Raw genomic sequence first — 18,855 nt, 5'->3', positions numbered from 1 at the left:
TACGGTCTGCGGCGCCGTTCGCCGCAGACCGCCTCCTTACCACATCAGCCGGCCGATCAGTGGCGCGGCCACCACCGTGATAATGCCGGCCAACATCATCACCAGGCTCGACACTACGCCCTCCTGTGGCCCCAGTTCATAGGCGCGGGCGGTGCCGGCGCCGTGCGACGATGCGCCAAATCCGGCCCCTTTCGCCAGGCGGCTGCGTACCGCCAGCCGCAGAAACAGAATGTCGCCCACCGCCATGCCGAACACCCCGGTGATCACCACGAACAGCGCCACCAGGTCCGGCTGGCCGCCCATCTGCTTGGCGGCCTCCAGCGCAAACGGCGTGGTGATCGACCGCACCGCCAGGCTGCGCTGCACCTCTTCCGGCAGCGTCAGCAGGCGCGCCAGCCACACCGAGCTGTACACCGCCACCAGCACCGCCGTCGTCACCCCGGCGGTCAGCGACAGCCAGTGGCGACGAATGATATGCAGGTTCTCGTACACCGGCACCGCGAAGGCGATGGTCGCCGGCCCCAGCAGCCACAGCAGCCAGTGGGTTTCACCGATGTAGTCCTGATAGGAGATGTGGGTGACCACCAGCAGCAACACCAGAATCATCGGCGTCAGCACCAGCGGCATCAGCAGCAACGTGCGGCGGCGGCGATAGAGTTTCTTGTTGGCGAAATAGAGCGCCAGCGTCGCCAGAAAACAGGCCAGGCTAAGGATAAAATCATTCATGGCGCTGCTTCCGCCGCTGCAGCCAAATCTCCAGCCGATACACCCTGTCCACCACCAGCCCGGTGGCGCCCAGCGTCAGCATGGTGCTGATCGCGATCACCAGAAAGATCTTCCAGCCCTCGACCATCAGCAGCTGGGCATAGTTGACCACCGCCACCACCGCCGGCACGAAAAACAGCAGCATTTCCGCCAGCAGCCAGCGGGAGCCGGCCTTGACCCAGCTGAGCGGCAGAATGCGCAGCAGGATCAGCGCCAGCAGCATCAGCATGCCGACGATATTGGCGGGGAGCGGCAGGTGGAATTGTTGCACCAGACGATCGGCGATCAGGAACAGCGCCGCATACAACGCCACCTGGATCGGCACCTGCAAACGGGTCAGCAGGGAGGGGGCAACGCGGCGTAACGCCAGAGACATGAAAGATGACCTCGAACAATAAATTGACGGCCTACAGTATACGCAGCCGGGAAACCACGCCTGAAATGAATTAAAATTATCGTCATCATGCCGTCCGGGAATAGTTTCCCGCCGGTAGCGTCCCCAAGGAGAACCCTAACGTGGATGTCCGCACCCTGCGCTACTTCGTTGAAGTGGTGCGCCAGCAAAGCTTCACCCGCGCGGCGGAAAAACTGTTCGTCACCCAGCCCACCATCAGCAAAATGCTGCGGCATCTGGAGGAAGAGCTGGAATGCACGCTGCTGATCCGCGAAGGCCGCAAGCTGCGCCTGACCGACAGCGGCCAGGCGGTGTACCAGCGCGGCCTGACGATCCTCGACGAATTCCGCCAGCTGGAGGCGGAACTGGAAGACATCAGCTCGGTGAAAAAGGGCGTGCTGCGGCTGGGCATTCCGCCAATGGTCGGCAGGCAGATCGCCGATCTGATCCGCCGCTTTCGCCAGACCTACCCCGGCATCGAATTGAAGATTTCCGAACTGGGCGGGCTGTCGGTCGAACAGGCGGTGATGTCCGGCGAACTGGATCTGGCGATGACCGTGTTGCCCTTCGATTCGGCGCAGCCGCTGACCTTTCTGCCGCTGCTGGGCCACCCGATGTGCGTGGTGGCGCCGCGCACGCCGCAGTGGCTCAACCGCACCCGCATCAATATCGCCGAATTGGCCGACAGCCCGATCCTGATTTATAACGAAGACTTTGCGCTGTACAAGATGCTGATGAAGGCGTTTCGCCAGGCCGGTTTTGAACCGCAAATCGCGGTGCGCAGCGGCCAATGGGACTTCCTCGCCTCGATGGTGCAGGCCGGCGTGGGCATCGCCATGCTGCCGGAGCCGGTTTGCCGCTGGCTGGATAAGGAAAACCTGGTCTGGCTGCCGCTGGAGCCGCGCATGGAGTGGAAAATCGGCCTGATCTGGCGCCAGGGCAGCTACCTGTCGCACAGCGCGCAGGCCTGGATCGCCTGCTGCCGCGACTACTGGCCGCCGCTCAAGTAGCCAAAAAACAAGGGCCGCACAGGCGGCCCTTCAGGACAGAAAAAAGAGGAAAACGTTTATTCCTCTGCTGAGATTTACCCTTCGCGTTCGATCAACAGCGCTTCGAGCAGGTCGAGATCGTGCAGCAGTTTTTGCAGCGTCTCGTTGCTGATTTTCTGCGTGGCGCGCAGGTGGTACAGCTCGCCGCGCTCGGCGCGCAGCGCCGTCAGGCGGAAACGCCGCTCGAGGTTTTCCATCGCCAGCGCATTCTCGATATCGTCTTTCGACGCGATACGCCGCCGCAGCATGCCCGTCACCCGCGAGCTGACCTCTTTCAACACCTGCGGATCGAGGTTTTCTTCGGTATCGGCAACCAGGCGCTCTTCCATTTTATTCACGCTCTCGATCGCCACCTCGGCCGCCATGGCGATCGCCATGCGCTCTTCCTGCTTGCTGGCGCTCTTGTCGGCCACCTGCACGCCGCGCAGCAGCAGCGGCAACGCCAGCACGCCGACGATCAGCGACAGCAGGATCACCCCGGCGGCGATAAACACCAGCTGATAGCGCGCCGGGAAGGCAGTGCCGTCGCTCAGCAACAGCGGTATCGACAGCACGCCGGCCAGGGTAATCGCCCCGCGCACCCCGGCGAACGACGCCACCCACAGCTCACGCGTGCTGTAATCGCCGAACTGCAGCGGACGCTTTTTCATAAAGCGGTTGCTGGCCTTCTTCATTATCCACAGCCAGGTAAAACGCAGCACCAGCAGCGCGGCGTAGATGGTGGCCACGTCGGCGAACAGATACCAGGTCTGGATGGTCGGATCCAGCTCCGCCTGCAGGATGGAGGTTTCAAGAATGCCCGGCAGCTGCAGGCCCAACATGATGAACACCATGCCGTTGAACACGAACTCCAGCATCGCCCACACGCTGTTGGCGCGCAGGCGCATCGCCAGCGGCGCGTTGCGGATCACGCCGGACTGGCTGATGGTCATCCCCGCCGCCACCGCCGCCAGGATGCCGGAGACGCCGATATGTTCGGCGATCAGATAAGAAGCGAACGGCAGCAGCAGCAGGAACACGATCTGGGTCGCCGGATCGTCGCCGCTCCAGCGGCTCATCACCCGCAGCGATTTACTGTAGGTCCAGGTGACCGCCACGCCGGCCAGCAGGCCGCCGATCGCCACTTTGAGGAATTCAAGGGTCGCGCCGCCCACGGTGAACACCATGGTGCCCATCGCCACCGCGATGGCGAACTTGAGCGACACCAGGCCGGACGCGTCGTTCATCAGCGCCTCGCCCTCGAGCACGCCCATGATCGGCTTGGGAATGCGCCCTTTGCCGACGATGCCGGACAGCGCCACGGCATCCGTCGGCGACAGCACCGCCGCCAGCGCGAAGGCCGCCACCAGCGGAATGCCCGGCACCATGGCGTAGATCAGATAACCGACGCCGACCACGGTGATCAGCACCAGCACCAGCGCCAGGCCGAGAATTTCACGCCCGTGATGCAGGAACTCCCGCGTCGGCGTTTTCCAGCCGTCGGCGAACAGCAGCGGCGGGATGAACAGCACCAGGAACAGTTCGGGATCAAAATCGACGTGCAGCCCGAAATGCGGCCAGGCCAGCAGGGCCCCGATGGCGATTTGCATCAGCGGCAGCGGCACTTGGAACGGCAACATGCGCGTCACCACCCCGGACAGGGAGACCACCAGGATCAAAATGAGGATTGTAAAAAAGATTTCCATGCTTTCCTTAGACTCTACGATTCAGACGACATCGGCTCAGGGCCTGCGTTGGTCACGATAGTAGATCACTTTTTTTACAGCCGTTAAAGCTTGTTGTGCCTTTCAAAACGCGGTGCAGAGCAGAAGAAGACTTATCTTAAGAAGGGAATTGCCGTAACAGGCTCCCCCGCCCGGCGGGCGAGGGAAACCCAAGGGGCTTAAATCGCCCAGCCGCCGGCGTAGAACGCCACCAGCGCCACGGCGATCAGCACGGTGCCGATGTTCAGCTTGCGCCATTCGCCGGAGAAGATGCGGCCGATGACCAGCGAGCTGAAGCCCAGCATGATGCCGGTGACGATGTTGCAGGTCAGCACGATGAACACGGCGCACAACAGGCCGGCCATCGCGTCGACGAAGTCGTTGAAGTCCAGCTTGGTGACATTGCTCAGCATCAGCAGGCCGACGTACATCAGCGCCGGCGCGGTGGCGTAAACCGGCACCAGATAGGCCAGCGGCGACAGGAACAGGATCAGCAGGAACAGAATGCCGACCACGGTGGCGGTCAGGCCGGTCTTGCCGCCCGCGGCGGTGCCGGCGGCGGACTCGATGTAAACCGCAGCGGGCGCGGCGCCCACCAGGCCGGAGAAGATGCTGCTCAGGGAATCCGAGGTCAGCGCCTTGCCGCCGTTGATGATCTGCCCGTCTTTATCCAGCAGATTGGCCTGCCCGGCCACCGCGCGGATGGTGCCGGTGGCGTCGAACACCGCGGTCATCACCAGCGCCAGCACGCTCGGCAACACCACCGGCTGCAATGCGCCCATGATATCCAGGCTGAAGATCAACGATTTGCCGTCAGCGTCCGCCAGGCTCGGCATGGCGAACAGCCCCTGGTATTTCACCGCCGGGTCGAAGATCAGGCCGATGATGGAAATGGCGATGATCACCAGCAAAATGCCGCCGGGCACGCGCAGTTTCTCCAGGCCGAAGATCACCGCCAGGCCGACCAGCGTCATGACGACCGGGAAAGAGGTGAACGCGCCGAGCGCCACCGGCAAGCCATCCAGCGGGTTCTTCACCACCAGGCCGACGCCGTTGGCGGCGATCAGCAGCAGGAACAGCCCGATGCCGATGCCGGTGCCGTGCGCCACGCCCATCGGCAGGTTGCGCAGGATCCAGGCGCGGATGCCGGTGACCGAGATAATGGTAAACAGCACGCCCATCAGGAACACCGCGCCCAGCGCCACCGGAATGCTGATGTGTTGGCCCAGCACCAGGCTGAAGGCGGTAAAGGCGGTCAACGAGATCGCACAGCCGATGGCCATCGGCAGGTTAGCCCACAGCCCCATCAACAGCGACCCCAGACCGGCCACCAGGCAGGTGGAGACGAACACCGCCGCCGGCGGGAACCCCGCTTTGCCCAGCATGCTCGGCACCACGATCACCGAGTACACCATCGCCAGGAAGGTGGTCAGCCCCGCCACCACCTCCTGACGCACGCTGCTGCCGCGCGCGGAAATTTTAAAATAGCCATCAAGCCCGCCGGTTGGTTTTGCGGCGTGGTTCGCTTGAGAGTTCGACATAGGTTACTTCCCCTGTGTTTCATGAATCGGCCCGTCACAGCAGGCCTGTAATCTCGCCCGCGCCCGATCGCCACGTAATCGTTTACGTCACGTTCCGCATCCTTGCCCTTATGCCACACCGCCAACGGCGATGCGCACCCAGGCAAACGTTTAACTCGCAGCGCGCGGTACGGGTGATTTATGGTGGTTTATTCAAGGCAAACGATTATCCTGCCTTCCCTAGCGTCTAATCAACTAAAGATCGCGGCAATTTATGCAGAAAGCGGCGGGAATGGCGCTCGCGCGATAAAACCGGGACGACGGTCGCCCCGGCGAACGCCGTCATGGCGGGGTTATTGCGTCTGCACCGCAGCGGGATCCATATACATCAATTCCCAGATATGACCGTCCAGATCCTGAAATCCATGGCCGTACATCACGCCGTAGTCCCGCGGCGGGTGGTAGGTGTTGCCGCCGCCGGCGACCGCCTTGCGCACCAGTTCGTCCACCGCCACCCGGCTGGGTTGCGACAGGCACACCAACACTTCGGTGGCCTGATTGGCGTCGCCGATCGGGTTCGGGGTAAACATCCTGAATTTGTCGTGGGTCAGCAGCATCACGTAAATCGTGTCGCTGACCACCATGCATGCGGCGGTATCGTCGGTAAATTGCGGGTTGAAGCTGAAGCCGAGCTGGGTAAAAAACGCCATTGAGGCGGGCAGATCGCGTACGGGCAGGTTAACGAAGATTTGCGTAGCCATGGGCTACCTCCGATGAAGAATGACCCCATCGAGTATAGCCCATCCGCTTAACTCAGCAGGTCGTAAGGGCCGCCCTGCTCCAATGCCCGCTGGTAGGCGGGCCGGGCGTGAATGCGCTGCAGGAAGCCGCGCAGTTTCGGGCAATCATCCAACGCGCCGCGCGCCGCCATCGCCTCCAGCGGGAAGCTCATCTGAATATCCGCTGCGCTGAAGTCGTTGCCAACGAACCAGCTGCCCTTATTCAGGTGCTGTTCGAGGTATTCGCAGTGCGGCGCGATCTGCTTGTCGAGGTATTCCCGCTGCACGCCTTTGCCGATCGCGCCGGCCACCGGCCGCAGCAGCCAGGGGATCGGCGGCTGGCCGAGACGGCTGAACACCAGCTTCATCACCAACAGCGGCATCAGCGATCCTTCGGCGTAGTGCAGCCAGTAGCGGTATTGCTGACGCGCGTGGAAGTCGGTTGGCATAAACATGCCCTGTGCGTCGTAGGCTTCCTGCAAGTATTCGATAATGGCGCCGGATTCCGCCAGCGTCAGATCGCCATCGACGATCACCGGCGATTTGCCCAGCGGGTGGATCTTTTTCAGCGCCGGCGGCGCCAGCATGGTCTGCGGATCGCGCTCGTAGCGCTGCACCTGATAAGGCACGCCCAGCTCTTCCAGAAACCACAGAATGCGCTGCGACCGCGAGTGATTGAGATGATGAACAATGATCATGACGAAGCCCCTGCCCGCTGCCACACCAGTTCGCCAACCTGCACGCCGTTGCCGAGCTGGAGCGGCACCGTGCGCAACGTCAGCCGATCGCCGCTGAAAGCGTAAAAACGCACCTGACGGCTGCCTACCCAGTTGGGGAACGAACAGCCTTCGACCTGATGCACCACCCGCTGCTCGCTTTCTTCCACCTGATAGTGGCCAAAGTAGCAAATCATATTGATGAAGGCGGCGCGGATCTCCCGCTCAGACCCCTGCGCCAAATCGGCGGCGGCGAAACGCGGCCGCACGGCGCTGTAAAGCTGCGCCGCCATCGTGCCGTTGGCCTCATAGTGGATGCGCCCCAACACCTGCTCGCCCAGCGGGTAATTCAGCTCGCCGTTCTGGTTTTTGAACACCGACGACACCAACGCCCAACTGCCGATAAACGCGCTTATCGTCATGACGCTTCTCCGGTTAAGGATCGTCTGTAAAGGGTAGTGGCGATTTTTGCCCCGCGCCAGCGGATGAAAAACAATCAATTTATTTGACAGAGATACTCAAAACTCTCCGATTTTTTATTCACACCCGGTGCACTAGTATTTAACACATCGAGAGACAACGGGCTATCACCTAACAAACACTCTGAGGATCGCATCATGAAAAACATCAAAATTTTTGCTACCGCTGCGCTGCTGGCTACCGCTTCTTTCGCTACCTTCGCCGCTGACCTGCCTTCCAGTCAACCTGCTGCAGACGCCCAGAAGATCGGCGTCGTCACCGTGAGCGGCGCCGCTAACCTGAGCGCGCTGGAAAGCGAACTGGCCAGCAAAGCCGCCGCGTCGGGCGCCAGCTCCTACCGCATCGTCGCCGCCGGTGGTCAGAACAAACTGTACGGCACCGCAGAAATCTTCAACTGATCGTCGGACAGCCAACCGACGGAAGAAAGAAGCCCCGCAAGGGGCTTTTCTCGTTGTGAGCAGGCAAAGCTCTTTGTGAACAGTGGCCGCCGGACATTTCACCGATACTGGGAATAACGCCTTACCCTCACCCACTTTGGAGAAATAACATGACCACAGCACTCCCACTGCAAGGCAAAGTCGCATTCGTTCAGGGCGGTTCCCGCGGCATCGGCGCCGCCATCGTTAAACGCTTGGCGAGCGAGGGCGCCGCCGTCGCCTTTACCTACGCCGCCTCGGCCGATCGCGCCGAAGCGGTGGCGAGCGCCGTGACCGCCGCCGGCGGCAAAGTCCTCGCCATCAAGGCCGACAGCGCCGATGCGGCGGCGCTGCAGCAGGCGGTTCGCCAGGCGGTGAGTCACTTCGGCAACCTGGATATTCTGGTGAACAACGCCGGGGTATTTACGCTGGGCGGCACCGAGGAACTGGCGCTGGACGACCTGGATCGCATGCTGGCGGTCAATGTGCGCAGCGTATTCGTCGCCAGCCAGGAGGCGGCGCGCCACATGAACGACGGCGGCCGAATCATCCACATCGGCAGCACCAACGCCGAGCGCGTGCCGTTCGGCGGCGCGGCGGTGTACGCGATGAGCAAATCGGCGCTGGTCGGGTTGACCAAGGGCATGGCGCGCGATCTCGGCCCACGCGGCATCACCGTCAATAACGTGCAGCCCGGCCCGGTGGATACCGAGATGAACCCGGACGCCGGCGAGTTTGCCGATCAGCTCAAGCAGCTGATGGCGATCGGCCGTTACGGCAAAGATGAAGAGATCGCCGGTTTCGTCGCCTACCTGGCGGGCCCGCAGGCGGGTTATATCACCGGCGCCAGTCTGAGCATCGACGGCGGCTTCTCGGCGTAGCGCTCAAAGCCCCGCAAGGGGCTTTTTTTCATTCGCTCGCCGACGACACCGCTCCCCACCTCGCACGGCATATTCGCCTTCAAAGACAATAATAGAATTAGTTTATGCGCAAAAATGGAATAGTTTATTGACGATTCTGTTATTTATTCACCAGGCCGACGTCTTTATCCTTCGCTCCATCGTGTCGTACCGGACACCCTTATTTTTCGAACCTTCGAACACAGGATAAAGATATGAAAACCATGACCACCGTTATTTCACTCGCTCTGTTTTCCATGCTGTCGTTTAACGCCGCGGCAGAAAGCGTGACAGCAACCGGCAGAACGCTGGACTCCACCGAAGCCCTCATCGCTAAAAAAGCGCAAGAGGCCGGCGCAAGCGGCTACAAAATCACCAGCGCCTACATGGGCAATTTCGTCACCATGAGTGCAGAGCTGAAAAAATAATATCAATGACGCCGCTCGCACGGCGTTATTTATTTCCGCATAAGGAAGTCATCGTCGGGTGGTTATTTACCACGCGTTATAAAGCATTACGCTAAAGCACCCGCGTACTAAAAATGAGCCTCTTTCTCCACCGGTTATTATTCGGCGGCCTCACGCCGCCAATTTCCGGAGGCTCATTTTCATTCACCCTGCAATACTCCGTTATAAGGATGAGTCACTGATGAAATCATTGTATCGCCTCTCCCTCTTGCTGCCCTTGCTGGCCGCAGTGCCCACGCACGCCGCAGAATCCGCCGCGCAGTCGTCAGACTGGTATCCTTCCGTTTACGGCGCAAAAGACGAAATCGGCGCAGCCAACCTGCTCACGCCAGAGGTCGTATTACAGTCTGTGCAGTTGGTAAAACAAGGCAAGACATTGCCATTGGCGGTGCCCGTCGATAAAGATTTCCCGGCGTTCCGCCACCGCAGCTTCCGCTTATATAATATTCAGCCTGGTCAGCAGGACGGTAAAACGCTTGGCCCAAATAAATTCACCTTTAATGATGAATTGGTGAATGCCTGGACCGGCGTCGGCACCCAGTTGAATGGCATTGGCCATATCGGCATCGACAACGTTTATTATAACGGCAATAAGGCGGCGGACTTCGTCACCGTAGATGGCGTGAAAAAATTGGGCGTGGAAAAAGTGCCGCCCATGGTCACACGCGGCGTGGTGCTCGATATGACGGCTTATTATAATAAAGCGATCGTTCCGGGCGGCACCGAATTTTCCGTTGCGGATATTCAAGCGGTGCTTAAAAAGCAGGGCATCAGTTTACGCAAAGGCGACGTTGTCTTGTTCAATACCGGTTGGCTGGAGCTGATTGGCAAAGACAATAAAAAGTTCCTGGAAGTTGAACCGGGCATCGGCATGGAAGCGGCGAAATGGTTGGCCGACCAAGGCATCGTGGCCTTCGGCGGTGATACCTGGGCCTCCGAAGTTTACCCCAACCCGAAAAATGACGAAGAGTTCCCGGTCAACCAGTACCTGCTGGCCAAACGCGGCGTCTATAACCTGGAGCTGATCGACAGCCGCCCACTGGTGCGCACGAAAACCTGGGAATTCCTGTTCGTACTGGGGCAACCGCTGTATGTCGGTTCAACCCAGGTCAACATCAACCCGGTAGCAATTTACTGATTGGCGACACCGCCGCAGAAAATCAGCGGCTAACGAGCACAAAAAACCCCGCCTGAGCGGGGTTTTTTTTAGCGTTGTCGCCAGGCTTAGAACGGAATATCGTCGTCGAAATCCATTGGTGGTTCGTTGCTGGTCGCCGGTGCGCTGTTCTGCGCCGGGCGAGACTGCTGCTGGCCGCCGCTGAACTGGTTGCCGCCCTGTGGCTGCTGAGGCTGGCCCCAACCGCCCTGGCCGCCGGCAGATTGACCTGCCGGTGCGCCGCCGCCCTGACGGCCGCCCAGCATCTGCATGGTGCCGCCGACGTTAACCACGATCTCGGTGGTGTAGCGATCCTGGCCGCTCTGATCCTGCCATTTACGGGTCTGCAGGGAGCCTTCGATGTAGACCTGAGAGCCTTTACGCAGGTATTCGCCCGCCACTTCGGCCAGTTTGCCGAACAGCACGACGCGGTGCCATTCGGTCTTCTCTTTCTGTTCGCCGGTCGCCTTGTCACGCCAGCTTTCGGAGGTCGCCAGGGTAATGTTGGCCACTGCGCCGCCGTTCGGCATGTAACGGACTTCTGGATCCTGACCCAGATTCCCGACCAGAATTACTTTGTTTACGCCTCTGCTGGCCATGAGCACTTCTCCCGATGATTGATTTCTACACAGTATAAACGCGTCAGTTTACCACGCTGAGTGCGAAACCACACCCGTGTTGATAAGTGCGAATTGCATTCCAGAATTGTCTTTTCGATCGGCCTTGTTGCATTCGCATACTGGATATTCATTCAGGTTTTTTTGTGTCATAATTATGCGTTTCGACCAGGCTGTGCCGGTTTTTTGCGAGATCCATCACAAAATCCCCCGCAAAAATCGCGACAGGCGCGGTGTATCATCAAGACGGGAAGTGTAAATGGACAATATCGAAGTTCGTGGTGCTCGAACCCATAATCTGAAAAACATCAACCTGATCATCCCGCGTGACAAACTGATCGTCGTCACCGGCCTGTCCGGTTCCGGCAAGTCTTCGCTGGCTTTCGATACGCTGTACGCCGAAGGGCAGCGGCGCTATGTCGAATCACTCTCCGCCTATGCGCGCCAGTTCCTGTCGCTGATGGAAAAACCGGACGTCGATCATATCGAAGGCCTGTCGCCGGCGATCTCCATCGAGCAGAAATCCACCTCGCACAACCCGCGATCCACGGTCGGCACCATTACCGAGATCCACGACTACCTGCGCCTGCTGTTCGCCCGCGTCGGCGAGCCGCGCTGCCCGGACCACCATGTGCCGCTGGCGGCGCAAAACGTCAGCCAAATGGTCGATAACGTGCTGAGCCAGCCGGAAGGCAAGCGCCTGATGCTGCTGGCGCCGGTGGTGAAAGACCGCAAGGGCGAGCACACCAAAACGTTGGAAAACCTGGCCGCCCAGGGCTATATCCGCGCGCGCATCGACGGCGAAGTGTGCGATCTGTCCGATCCGCCGAAGCTGGAGCTGCAGAAGAAACACACCATCGAAGTGGTGGTCGACCGTTTCAAGGTGCGCGACGACATGGCGCAGCGCCTGGCCGAGTCGTTCGAAACCGCGCTGGAGCTGTCCGGCGGCACCGCGGTGGTGGCGGACATGGACGACGAAAAAGCGGACGAGCTGCTGTTCTCCGCCAACTTCGCCTGCCCGATCTGCGGCTACAGCATGCGCGAGCTGGAACCGCGCCTGTTTTCCTTCAACAACCCGGCCGGCGCCTGCCCGACCTGCGACGGCCTGGGCGTGCAGCAGTTCTTCGATCCGGATCGCGTGGTGCAAAACCCCGAGCTGTCGCTGGCCGGCGGCGCGATCCGCGGCTGGGATCGCCGCAACTTCTACTATTTCCAGATGCTGCGCTCGCTGGCGGAGCACTATGAGTTCGACGTCGAAGCGCCATTCAACACCCTCAGCGCCAACGTGCAGAAGGCGGTGCTGAGCGGCTCCGGCAAAGAGTCGATAGAATTCAAATACATCAACGATCGCGGTGACACCACCGTGCGCCGCCATCCGTTCGAAGGCGTGCTGCACAACATGGAGCGCCGCTATAAAGAGACCGAGTCCAGCGCGGTGCGCGAAGAGCTGGCGAAGTTCATCAGCAACCGCCCTTGCGCCTCGTGCCACGGCACTCGCCTGCGTGAAGAAGCGCGCAACGTGTTCGTCGAAGACACCACGCTGCCGGAGATCTCCGATCTGAGCATCGGCCATGCGATGACCTTCTTCCAGAACATGAAGCTCAGCGGCCAGCGCGCCAAGATCGCCGAGAAAGTGCTGAAAGAGATCGGTGACCGCCTGAAATTCCTGGTGAACGTCGGCCTGAACTACCTGTCACTGTCTCGCTCGGCGGAGACGCTCTCCGGCGGCGAAGCGCAGCGAATCCGTTTGGCCAGCCAGATCGGCGCCGGCCTGGTGGGCGTGATGTACGTGCTGGATGAGCCGTCGATCGGCCTGCACCAGCGCGACAACGAGCGCCTGCTGGAAACGCTGATCCACCTGCGCAACCTCGGCAACACGGTGATCGTGGTGGAGCATGACGAAGACGCCATCCGCGCCGCCGATCACGTGATCGACATCGGCCCCGGCGCCGGCGTACACGGCGGCCAGGTGGTGGCGGAAGGCACCGTCGACGACATCATGGCGCAGCCGGAATCGCTGACCGGCCAGTTCCTCAGCGGCAAGCGCGAGATCGCCATCCCCGCGCAGCGCGTGCAGGCCGATCCGACCAAGGTGCTGAAGCTGAGCGGCGCGCGCGGCAACAACCTGAAAGACGTGACGCTGACGCTGCCGGTCGGTCTGTTTACCTGCATCACCGGCGTTTCCGGTTCCGGCAAATCGACGCTGATCAACGATACGCTGTTCCCGATCGCCCAGCGCCAGCTCAACGGCGCCACCATCGCCGAACCGGCGCCGTTCCGCGAAGTGACCGGCCTGGAGCATTTCGACAAGGTGATCGACATCGATCAGAGCCCGATCGGCCGCACGCCGCGCTCCAACCCGGCCACCTACACCGGCATCTTCACCCCGGTGCGCGAGCTGTTCGCCGGTGTGCCGGAATCGCGCAGCCGCGGTTACACGCCGGGCCGCTTCAGCTTCAACGTCAAGGGCGGGCGCTGTGAAGCCTGCCAGGGCGACGGGGTGATCAAGGTCGAGATGCACTTCCTGCCGGACATCTACGTGCCGTGCGACCAGTGCAAGGGCAAGCGTTATAACCGCGAAACGCTGGAAGTGAAGTACAAGGGCAAGAGCATCCACGAAGTGCTGGAGATGACCATCGAAGAAGCGCGCGATTTCTTCGACGCGGTGCCGGCGCTGGCGCGCAAGCTGCAGACCCTGATGGATGTCGGCCTGTCCTACATCCGCCTCGGCCAGTCGGCCACCACGCTCTCCGGCGGTGAAGCGCAGCGCGTCAAGCTGGCGCGCGAACTGTCAAAGCGCGGCACTGGCCAAACGCTGTATATCCTCGACGAACCGACCACCGGTCTGCACTTCGCCGATATCCAACAGCTGTTGGCGGTGCTGCATCAGTTGCGCGATCAGGGCAATACCATCGTGGTCATCGAGCATAACCTGGATGTGATCAAGACCGCCGACTGGATCGTCGATCTGGGGCCGGAAGGCGGCAGCGGCGGCGGCGAGATCCTGGTCGCCGGCACGCCGGAAACGGTGGCCGATTGTGAGAAATCGCACACCGCACGCTTCCTGAAGCCGCTGTTGAACCAGTAATGCCGCCGGCGTGCGGGCCGTCGCTCAGGCGGTCCGCACGCTGACCCGTTTCCCCGCAATCAAACAGAAACGGGCAAGATTTCGACATTTTCAGGCATTTCCCTCCGCACTCACCGCTTTTATCATCAATGTTCCCTCGGCGGCCGCCCTGTCTGATTCAGGCCGCGTCTCGCCGGCACTTCGCTGCCGGTCAAACGTTGTCCCCCATACATTGATAACTGGAGCGACCATGAACATTACCCATGCCTATGCCGCGCATGACGCGAAGTCTGCGCTGGTGCCTTTCGATTACCAGCCGCGCGCCCTGCGCGACCACGATGTGCAAATTCAGGTGTTGTTCTGCGGCGTCTGCCACTCGGATCTGCACCAGGCGCGCAATGAATGGAGCAATACGATTTACCCGGTGGTGCCGGGCCACGAAATCGTCGGCCGCGTTAGCGCCGTCGGCGACCATGTCTCGCGTTACCGGGTCGGCGATCTGGTCGGCGTCGGTTGCATGGTGGATTCCTGCCGCAGCTGCCCGAGCTGCGATGAGGGGCTGGAACAGTATTGCGAGAACGGCTTTACCGGCACCTATAACGGCCAGGATCGCCACACCGGCGCCGTAACCTACGGCGGCTACTCCACCAATCTGGTGGTGGATCAGGACTTCGTGCTGCGCGTGCCGGAAAACCTTGATCCGGCCGGGGTCGCGCCGCTGCTGTGCGCCGGCATCACCACCTATTCGCCGCTGCGCCAGTGGGGCGCGGGGCCAGGCAAAAAGGTCGGCATCGTCGGCCTCGGCGGGCTGGGGCACATGGGCGTCAAACTGGCGCGGGCGATGGGCGCGCACGTGGTGCTGTTCACCACCTCGCCGTCGAAAATCGAAGACGCCAAGCGCCTCGGCGCCCATGAAGTGGTGATTTCGCGCAACCCGGATGAGATGGCGCAGCACGTTAATAGCTTCGACTTCATCCTCAACACGGTAGCGGCTCAGCACGATCTGAACCCGTTCCTCAACTTGCTGCGCCGCGACGGCACCCTGACGCTGGTCGGCGCGCCGGAGCACGATCATCCGTCGCCGCAGGTGTTCAACCTGATCATGAAGCGCCGCCGCATCGCCGGTTCGCTGATCGGTGGCATCGCGGAAACGCAAGAGATGCTGGACTTCTGCGGCCAACACGGCATCACGTCCGATATCGAGCTGATCCCGATGCAGCAAATTAATGAGGCCTATGAGCGCATGCTGAAAAGCGATGTGAAGTACCGCTTCGTGGTGGATATCGACTCGCTGCGAGCCTGATGACGGCGGGCGCCCGGCGGCGCCCGTTTTTTTATAGCTGCTTGATGACCCTGGCCGGGTTGCCGCCCACCACGCAGTTGGCCGGCACGTCTTTGGTCACTACCGCGCCGGAGGCCACGACCGCATTATCGCCGATGGTCACCCCCGGATTGATCACCGCGCGCCCGCCGATCCACACATTGTCGCCAATCCTGACAGTCTTACCGAACTCCGCGCCGCCGACGCGGGTCTCGGCGTCCAGCGGATGGGTCGCGGTGTAAATATGCACGCCCGGCGCCAGCAGGCAGTTGTCGCCGATATGCACCTCGCACACGTCGAGGATCACGCAGTCGAAATTGGCGTAGAAATTCTTGCCGAGATAAATGTTATAGCCGTAGTCGCAGCGGAAGGTCGGCTCGATGGTGCCGCCCTGATAGCCGCCCAGCAGCTCACCCAGCCACTGTTTGCGCAGCTCACCCTCTTCCGGCGAGGAGTGGTTATAGCGATGCGTCAACTGGCGCGCGCGCCGACGTTCGCTGCGCAGCAGGTCGTCGCCGGCGTCGTACAGTTCCCCGGCGATCATCTTGCGCTTTTCTTCGCTCATGGCCATGTCGGCCTCCTTAATCTTATCCGCGTTTCTTGAATGCCCAAGCGTAGCCGCTTTTGCCTGGCGACAAAACGGGAACGTTCCCAATTTAAAACCGCGATCACGATTTAACACGGGAAAACAGGAGAAAAACGGGCGCCGCCGCCCGGCTATCAGGCGCGCAGTTCCTGGCGCACGTGTTCGGGCAGGCCTTCCACCACCAGCTGATAGGAGCTGTCGATCAGCGTGTAAAACTGCGAGTTCGGCAGGTTGCCGTCGAGAAACACCGTATTCCAGTGCGCCTTGTTCAGGCCGTCGCAGGCGACGATCTCCGGATGGTGTTCACGCAGGCTTTCCGCCAGCTCCGGGCTGGACTTGACCGCCAGCGCCGGCCGCCCTTCGATCTCGCACACCATGGCGAACATCACGTCGCCCACCTTGATCTGGCTGGCCTGCCACTGGTTCTGGTCGCTCTGCTCCGCGCCCGGCTTCGCCATGCAGTACTCCAGCAATGCGCTGTTATTCATTGGGTTATTCCCCCTGTAATGTGGCCACAATACGGCGTGCTCCGCCGTGGATGCGGTGCTCCCCCAGCCAGATGCCCTGCCATGTGCCCAACATCAGCCGCCCATGCCTGACGGGCAGCGTCAAGGAAGCGCCCAGCAGCGAGGATTTGATGTGCGCCGGCATGTCGTCCGGCCCTTCGTAGTCATGCTGATAGGGTGCGTTGTCCGGCACCTGACGCAGGAAATGCTGCTCCATATCGGCTCGCACCGTGGGATCGCAGTTCTCGTTGAGCGTCAGCGAGGCCGAGGTGTGCTGCAGCAACAGATGCAGCAAGCCAGTTTGCAGGCGGTGTAAGTGGGTTAACTGGTTGGTGATCTCGTCGGTAACCAGATGAAAGCCACGCGCTTTTGCGCTGAGGATTAGCGTTTGCTGATGCCACATGAGTGAGCGCCCCTCAATCAGTATATTCTCTCTCCGGTTTGCGGCAACTTCGGCGGCGCGCCGGCAATAAAAAAGGAGCGATATCGCTATCGCTCCCGATGAACGTCCGTTCAGACTAACAGGCGTTACTGCACCGCGGCAAACGCCTCGGCCACCTGACGCACGTTGTTGTGGTTCAGGCCGGCCACGCACATGCGGCCGCTGTGGATCAGGTAGACGCCGAACTCTTCACGCAAGCGATCGACCTGCGCCGCGCTGAAGCCGGTGTAGCTGAACATACCGCGCTGCGCCAACAGGTAGTCAAAGTTGCGCTGCGGCAGCGCGCTCTTCAGGGTGTCCACCAGCGCGTGGCGCATTTCGAGAATGCGGGTGCGCATGCTCTCCACTTCGTCCAGCCACTGGGTTTTGAGCTGGGCGTCGTTCAGCACCTTGGCCACCAGCTGCGCGCCGAAGTTTGGCGGGCTTGAGTAGTTGCGGCGCACGGTGGCCTTCAGCTGGCCCAGCACGCGCCCGGCCGCCTCTTCGCTTTCGCACACCACCGACAGGCCGCCGACGCGCTCGCCGTACAGCGAGAAAATCTTCGAGAACGAGTTGCTCACCAGGCACGGCAGGCCGGCCGCCGCGATGGCGCGAATGGCGTAGGCGTCTTGCTCCATGCCGCCGCCGAAGCCCTGATAGGCGATATCGAGGAATGGAATGATTTCACGCTCGGCGATCACCTTGACCACCTCATCCCACTGGGCGGGGGTCAGGTCGGAACCGGTCGGGTTGTGGCAGCACGGGTGCAGCAGCGCGATGCTGTGCTTCGGCAGCTGTTTCAGCGCAGCGAGCATGGCGTCGAACTTCACGCCCAGGCTTTCGCTGTCGAAATACGGGTAGGTATTCACTTTGAAACCGGCGCCGCTGAAGATGGCGACGTGGTTTTCCCAGGTCGGATCGCTGACCCACACCTGCGAATCCGGGAAATAGGTTTTCAGGAAGTCGGCGCCCACTTTCAACGCGCCGGAACCGCCGACGGTCTGAATGGTGGCGATGCGCCCCTGCTGCAGCATCGGGTGCTGCGCGCCGAACAGCAACTGCTGGATAGCGGAACGGTAGGGTTGCAGCCCTTCCATCGGCAGGTATACCGAGGCGCCATGCTCGACGCTGTTCAACTGCGCTTCCGCCGCAGCGACCGCCCGCATCTGCGGAATGATGCCCTGCGCATCGTAGTACAGGCCGATACTCAGGTTCACCTTGTGCGCACGCGGGTCTTGTTTGAATTTTTCCATCAGCGACAGAATGGGATCGCCGGCATAGGCGTCAACGTTCTGGAACACGGGGTTTTTCTCCTGGTTTATTGTGGTTTGGGCACAGCGTTACGTTCCTAATATAGACGGAAAAGCGCATTCGGTTTTAGCTTTATCTCGTCACCGGCAACAAACCGTTTTCCTTGATGCGATTGAGCACCACCGCCGTTTTGATATGCGCCACGCTTTTGTGCGGCGACAGCGTCTGGCTGATGAATTCGCTCAGCGCCGGCAGGTCAGCCACCGCCACTTTCAGCAGGTAATCGGCGTCGCCGGTGGTCTTGTAAGCGTCGAGGATCGCGTCCACGTCCTCCAGCATCTGATGAAAGCTGTCGATCTGCTCCTGCGCGTGCGTGATCAGGCTGACTTCGATCAGCCCCACCAGCCCCAGGCCGACCGCCTCCGGCGCCAGCCGCGCGTGGTAACCGCGGATCAGCTGCGCCTGCTCCAGGCTGATGCGCCGCCGTGAGCACTGGGAAGCGGAAAGCCCCACCAACTCGCTCAGTTCCTGATTGGTCAGACGGCCGTTGGCCTGTAACAGCGTCAGGATTTTCATATCAAAATCGTCAATGTTGTACATAGCCACCTGTAAACTGTGTTAATAAATGTTGACGTTACAGCCTACCAGTTTTTTTACCGTTGCCGACGTCACACCCTGGCGTTTGAATCGCGTACAGCAGCAACGCCCGGCGTTTTCGCCGGTAAGCGGCATAAAAAACGGC

20 protein-coding genes are annotated in these 18,855 nt (G+C 60.9%); 7 read left to right on the top strand and 13 right to left on the bottom strand.

What is annotated here, in order from left to right:
• Window positions 1-36: 36 nt before the first annotated feature.
• The gene (locus ACJ8KE_RS16590) at window positions 37-726 is read right to left on the bottom strand and encodes an LrgB family protein (RefSeq protein ID WP_004936833.1); all 690 of its coding nucleotides are present in this window, start codon (window positions 724-726) and stop codon (window positions 37-39) included.
• Window positions 719-1,141 (bottom strand): CidA/LrgA family protein, encoded by a 423-nt coding sequence (locus ACJ8KE_RS16585; protein ID WP_028127545.1) that lies wholly within the window; start codon window positions 1,139-1,141, stop codon window positions 719-721. The genes ACJ8KE_RS16590 and ACJ8KE_RS16585 overlap by 8 nt, the downstream gene beginning before the upstream one ends.
• Window positions 1,142-1,281: 140 nt before the next feature.
• Here ACJ8KE_RS16585 and ACJ8KE_RS16580 point away from each other — a divergent pair, with 140 nt between their 5' ends.
• Window positions 1,282-2,169 carry a LysR family transcriptional regulator gene (locus ACJ8KE_RS16580; protein ID WP_016930254.1) on the top strand — a complete coding sequence of 296 codons (888 nt, stop codon included), beginning with the start codon at window positions 1,282-1,284 and terminating at the stop codon, window positions 2,167-2,169.
• A gap of 74 nt (window positions 2,170-2,243) precedes the next feature.
• Here the strand turns inward: ACJ8KE_RS16580 and ACJ8KE_RS16575 are convergent, their stop codons facing one another.
• From ACJ8KE_RS16575 to ACJ8KE_RS16555, 5 genes are all read right to left on the bottom strand, one after another.
• Window positions 2,244-3,893, bottom strand: coding sequence for a Na+/H+ antiporter (locus ACJ8KE_RS16575; protein WP_016930255.1), 1,650 nt, complete (start codon window positions 3,891-3,893; stop codon window positions 2,244-2,246).
• Between the two features lie 197 nt (window positions 3,894-4,090).
• Window positions 4,091-5,452 carry an NCS2 family permease gene (locus tag ACJ8KE_RS16570; protein WP_004936819.1) on the bottom strand — a complete coding sequence of 454 codons (1,362 nt, stop codon included), beginning with the start codon at window positions 5,450-5,452 and terminating at the stop codon, window positions 4,091-4,093.
• A gap of 332 nt (window positions 5,453-5,784) precedes the next feature.
• Complete coding sequence (locus tag ACJ8KE_RS16565) at window positions 5,785-6,192, bottom strand: VOC family protein (RefSeq protein ID WP_016930256.1); 408 nt, start codon at window positions 6,190-6,192, stop codon at window positions 5,785-5,787.
• Window positions 6,193-6,239: 47 nt separating this feature from the next.
• Complete coding sequence (locus ACJ8KE_RS16560; RefSeq protein ID WP_016930257.1) at window positions 6,240-6,908, bottom strand: glutathione S-transferase family protein; 669 nt, start codon at window positions 6,906-6,908, stop codon at window positions 6,240-6,242.
• The gene (locus ACJ8KE_RS16555; RefSeq protein WP_016930258.1) at window positions 6,905-7,348 is read right to left on the bottom strand and encodes a lipocalin-like domain-containing protein; all 444 of its coding nucleotides are present in this window, start codon (window positions 7,346-7,348) and stop codon (window positions 6,905-6,907) included. Before ACJ8KE_RS16555 ends, ACJ8KE_RS16560 begins: the two co-directional genes overlap by 4 nt.
• A gap of 195 nt (window positions 7,349-7,543) precedes the next feature.
• Between ACJ8KE_RS16555 and bhsA the strand changes: the two genes are divergently transcribed.
• The 4 genes from bhsA (at window position 7,544) to ACJ8KE_RS16535 (ending at window position 10,326) form a co-directional block, all read left to right on the top strand.
• Window positions 7,544-7,804: a multiple stress resistance protein BhsA gene (gene bhsA, locus ACJ8KE_RS16550; RefSeq protein WP_016930259.1), complete on the top strand. Its 261-nt coding sequence runs from the start codon at window positions 7,544-7,546 to the stop codon at window positions 7,802-7,804.
• Between the two features lie 149 nt (window positions 7,805-7,953).
• The gene (locus ACJ8KE_RS16545) at window positions 7,954-8,703 is read left to right on the top strand and encodes a 3-oxoacyl-ACP reductase family protein (protein WP_016930260.1); all 750 of its coding nucleotides are present in this window, start codon (window positions 7,954-7,956) and stop codon (window positions 8,701-8,703) included.
• A gap of 233 nt (window positions 8,704-8,936) precedes the next feature.
• A complete protein-coding gene (locus ACJ8KE_RS16540) occupies window positions 8,937-9,149 on the top strand; it encodes a DUF1471 domain-containing protein (RefSeq protein ID WP_004936800.1) in 213 nt (70 codons plus the stop codon).
• A 220-nt stretch (window positions 9,150-9,369) separates the two neighbouring features.
• Window positions 9,370-10,326, top strand: coding sequence for a cyclase family protein (locus tag ACJ8KE_RS16535; protein ID WP_049189118.1), 957 nt, complete (start codon window positions 9,370-9,372; stop codon window positions 10,324-10,326).
• 86 nt (window positions 10,327-10,412) lie between these two features.
• Here the strand turns inward: ACJ8KE_RS16535 and ssb1 are convergent, their stop codons facing one another.
• The gene (ssb1, locus tag ACJ8KE_RS16530) at window positions 10,413-10,943 is read right to left on the bottom strand and encodes a single-stranded DNA-binding protein SSB1 (protein WP_004936793.1); all 531 of its coding nucleotides are present in this window, start codon (window positions 10,941-10,943) and stop codon (window positions 10,413-10,415) included.
• A 277-nt stretch (window positions 10,944-11,220) separates the two neighbouring features.
• On the opposite strand from ssb1, the gene uvrA reads away from it, so the two are divergent.
• Together uvrA and ACJ8KE_RS16520 are read left to right on the top strand one after the other, a co-directional pair.
• Window positions 11,221-14,049 (top strand): excinuclease ABC subunit UvrA, encoded by a 2,829-nt coding sequence (gene uvrA / locus ACJ8KE_RS16525; protein ID WP_442517316.1) that lies wholly within the window; start codon window positions 11,221-11,223, stop codon window positions 14,047-14,049.
• Window positions 14,050-14,278: 229 nt separating this feature from the next.
• Window positions 14,279-15,331, top strand: a complete 1,053-nt coding sequence (locus ACJ8KE_RS16520) for an NAD(P)-dependent alcohol dehydrogenase (RefSeq protein ID WP_016930261.1) — start codon at window positions 14,279-14,281, stop codon at window positions 15,329-15,331.
• A gap of 31 nt (window positions 15,332-15,362) precedes the next feature.
• Here ACJ8KE_RS16520 and maa read toward each other — a convergent pair whose 3' ends face one another.
• The 5 genes from maa to ACJ8KE_RS16495 all read right to left on the bottom strand — a co-directional run bounded on the left by maa (window position 15,363) and on the right by ACJ8KE_RS16495 (window position 18,713).
• Window positions 15,363-15,920, bottom strand: coding sequence for a maltose O-acetyltransferase (gene maa / locus ACJ8KE_RS16515; protein ID WP_016930262.1), 558 nt, complete (start codon window positions 15,918-15,920; stop codon window positions 15,363-15,365).
• 149 nt (window positions 15,921-16,069) lie between these two features.
• Window positions 16,070-16,423, bottom strand: coding sequence for an MmcQ/YjbR family DNA-binding protein (locus ACJ8KE_RS16510; protein ID WP_016930263.1), 354 nt, complete (start codon window positions 16,421-16,423; stop codon window positions 16,070-16,072).
• Window positions 16,424-16,427: 4 nt separating this feature from the next.
• On the bottom strand, window positions 16,428-16,844 hold the full coding sequence (locus ACJ8KE_RS16505) for a secondary thiamine-phosphate synthase enzyme YjbQ (protein WP_103687525.1): 417 nt from the start codon (window positions 16,842-16,844) through the stop codon (window positions 16,428-16,430).
• Between the two features lie 125 nt (window positions 16,845-16,969).
• A complete protein-coding gene (locus ACJ8KE_RS16500) occupies window positions 16,970-18,163 on the bottom strand; it encodes an amino acid aminotransferase (RefSeq protein WP_016930265.1) in 1,194 nt (397 codons plus the stop codon).
• Between the two features lie 82 nt (window positions 18,164-18,245).
• Window positions 18,246-18,713 (bottom strand): Lrp/AsnC family transcriptional regulator, encoded by a 468-nt coding sequence (locus ACJ8KE_RS16495; protein WP_016930266.1) that lies wholly within the window; start codon window positions 18,711-18,713, stop codon window positions 18,246-18,248.
• Window positions 18,714-18,855 lie beyond the last annotated feature (142 nt).

Origin of the sequence: Serratia sp. CY56464 (assembly GCF_052168435.1) — a bacterium.
In the GTDB taxonomy this organism is placed as follows: Bacteria; Pseudomonadota; Gammaproteobacteria; order Enterobacterales; family Enterobacteriaceae; genus Serratia; species Serratia marcescens.
Note: the sequence above shows the minus strand (reverse complement) of the source record. Positions and strands in the feature narration are given on the sequence as shown.

What these genes read in the sequence shown, in the direction of transcription:
- ACJ8KE_RS16590 (WP_004936833.1), bottom strand. Translation starts at nt 726, where the DNA reads ATGAATGATTTTATCCTTAGCCTGGCCTGTTTTCTGGCGACGCTGGCG.
- ACJ8KE_RS16585 (WP_028127545.1), bottom strand. Translation starts at nt 1,141, where the DNA reads ATGTCTCTGGCGTTACGCCGCGTTGCCCCCTCCCTGCTGACCCGTTTG.
- ACJ8KE_RS16575 (WP_016930255.1), bottom strand. Translation starts at nt 3,893, where the DNA reads ATGGAAATCTTTTTTACAATCCTCATTTTGATCCTGGTGGTCTCCCTG.
- ACJ8KE_RS16570 (WP_004936819.1), bottom strand. Translation starts at nt 5,452, where the DNA reads ATGTCGAACTCTCAAGCGAACCACGCCGCAAAACCAACCGGCGGGCTT.
- ACJ8KE_RS16565 (WP_016930256.1), bottom strand. Translation starts at nt 6,192, where the DNA reads ATGGCTACGCAAATCTTCGTTAACCTGCCCGTACGCGATCTGCCCGCC.
- ACJ8KE_RS16560 (WP_016930257.1), bottom strand. Translation starts at nt 6,908, where the DNA reads ATGATCATTGTTCATCATCTCAATCACTCGCGGTCGCAGCGCATTCTG.
- ACJ8KE_RS16555 (WP_016930258.1), bottom strand. Translation starts at nt 7,348, where the DNA reads ATGACGATAAGCGCGTTTATCGGCAGTTGGGCGTTGGTGTCGTCGGTG.
- bhsA (WP_016930259.1), top strand. Translation starts at nt 7,544, where the DNA reads ATGAAAAACATCAAAATTTTTGCTACCGCTGCGCTGCTGGCTACCGCT.
- ACJ8KE_RS16545 (WP_016930260.1), top strand. Translation starts at nt 7,954, where the DNA reads ATGACCACAGCACTCCCACTGCAAGGCAAAGTCGCATTCGTTCAGGGC.
- ACJ8KE_RS16540 (WP_004936800.1), top strand. Translation starts at nt 8,937, where the DNA reads ATGAAAACCATGACCACCGTTATTTCACTCGCTCTGTTTTCCATGCTG.
- ACJ8KE_RS16535 (WP_049189118.1), top strand. Translation starts at nt 9,370, where the DNA reads ATGAAATCATTGTATCGCCTCTCCCTCTTGCTGCCCTTGCTGGCCGCA.
- ssb1 (WP_004936793.1), bottom strand. Translation starts at nt 10,943, where the DNA reads ATGGCCAGCAGAGGCGTAAACAAAGTAATTCTGGTCGGGAATCTGGGT.
- uvrA (WP_442517316.1), top strand. Translation starts at nt 11,221, where the DNA reads ATGGACAATATCGAAGTTCGTGGTGCTCGAACCCATAATCTGAAAAAC.
- ACJ8KE_RS16520 (WP_016930261.1), top strand. Translation starts at nt 14,279, where the DNA reads ATGAACATTACCCATGCCTATGCCGCGCATGACGCGAAGTCTGCGCTG.
- maa (WP_016930262.1), bottom strand. Translation starts at nt 15,920, where the DNA reads ATGGCCATGAGCGAAGAAAAGCGCAAGATGATCGCCGGGGAACTGTAC.
- ACJ8KE_RS16510 (WP_016930263.1), bottom strand. Translation starts at nt 16,423, where the DNA reads ATGAATAACAGCGCATTGCTGGAGTACTGCATGGCGAAGCCGGGCGCG.
- ACJ8KE_RS16505 (WP_103687525.1), bottom strand. Translation starts at nt 16,844, where the DNA reads ATGTGGCATCAGCAAACGCTAATCCTCAGCGCAAAAGCGCGTGGCTTT.
- ACJ8KE_RS16495 (WP_016930266.1), bottom strand. Translation starts at nt 18,713, where the DNA reads ATGTACAACATTGACGATTTTGATATGAAAATCCTGACGCTGTTACAG.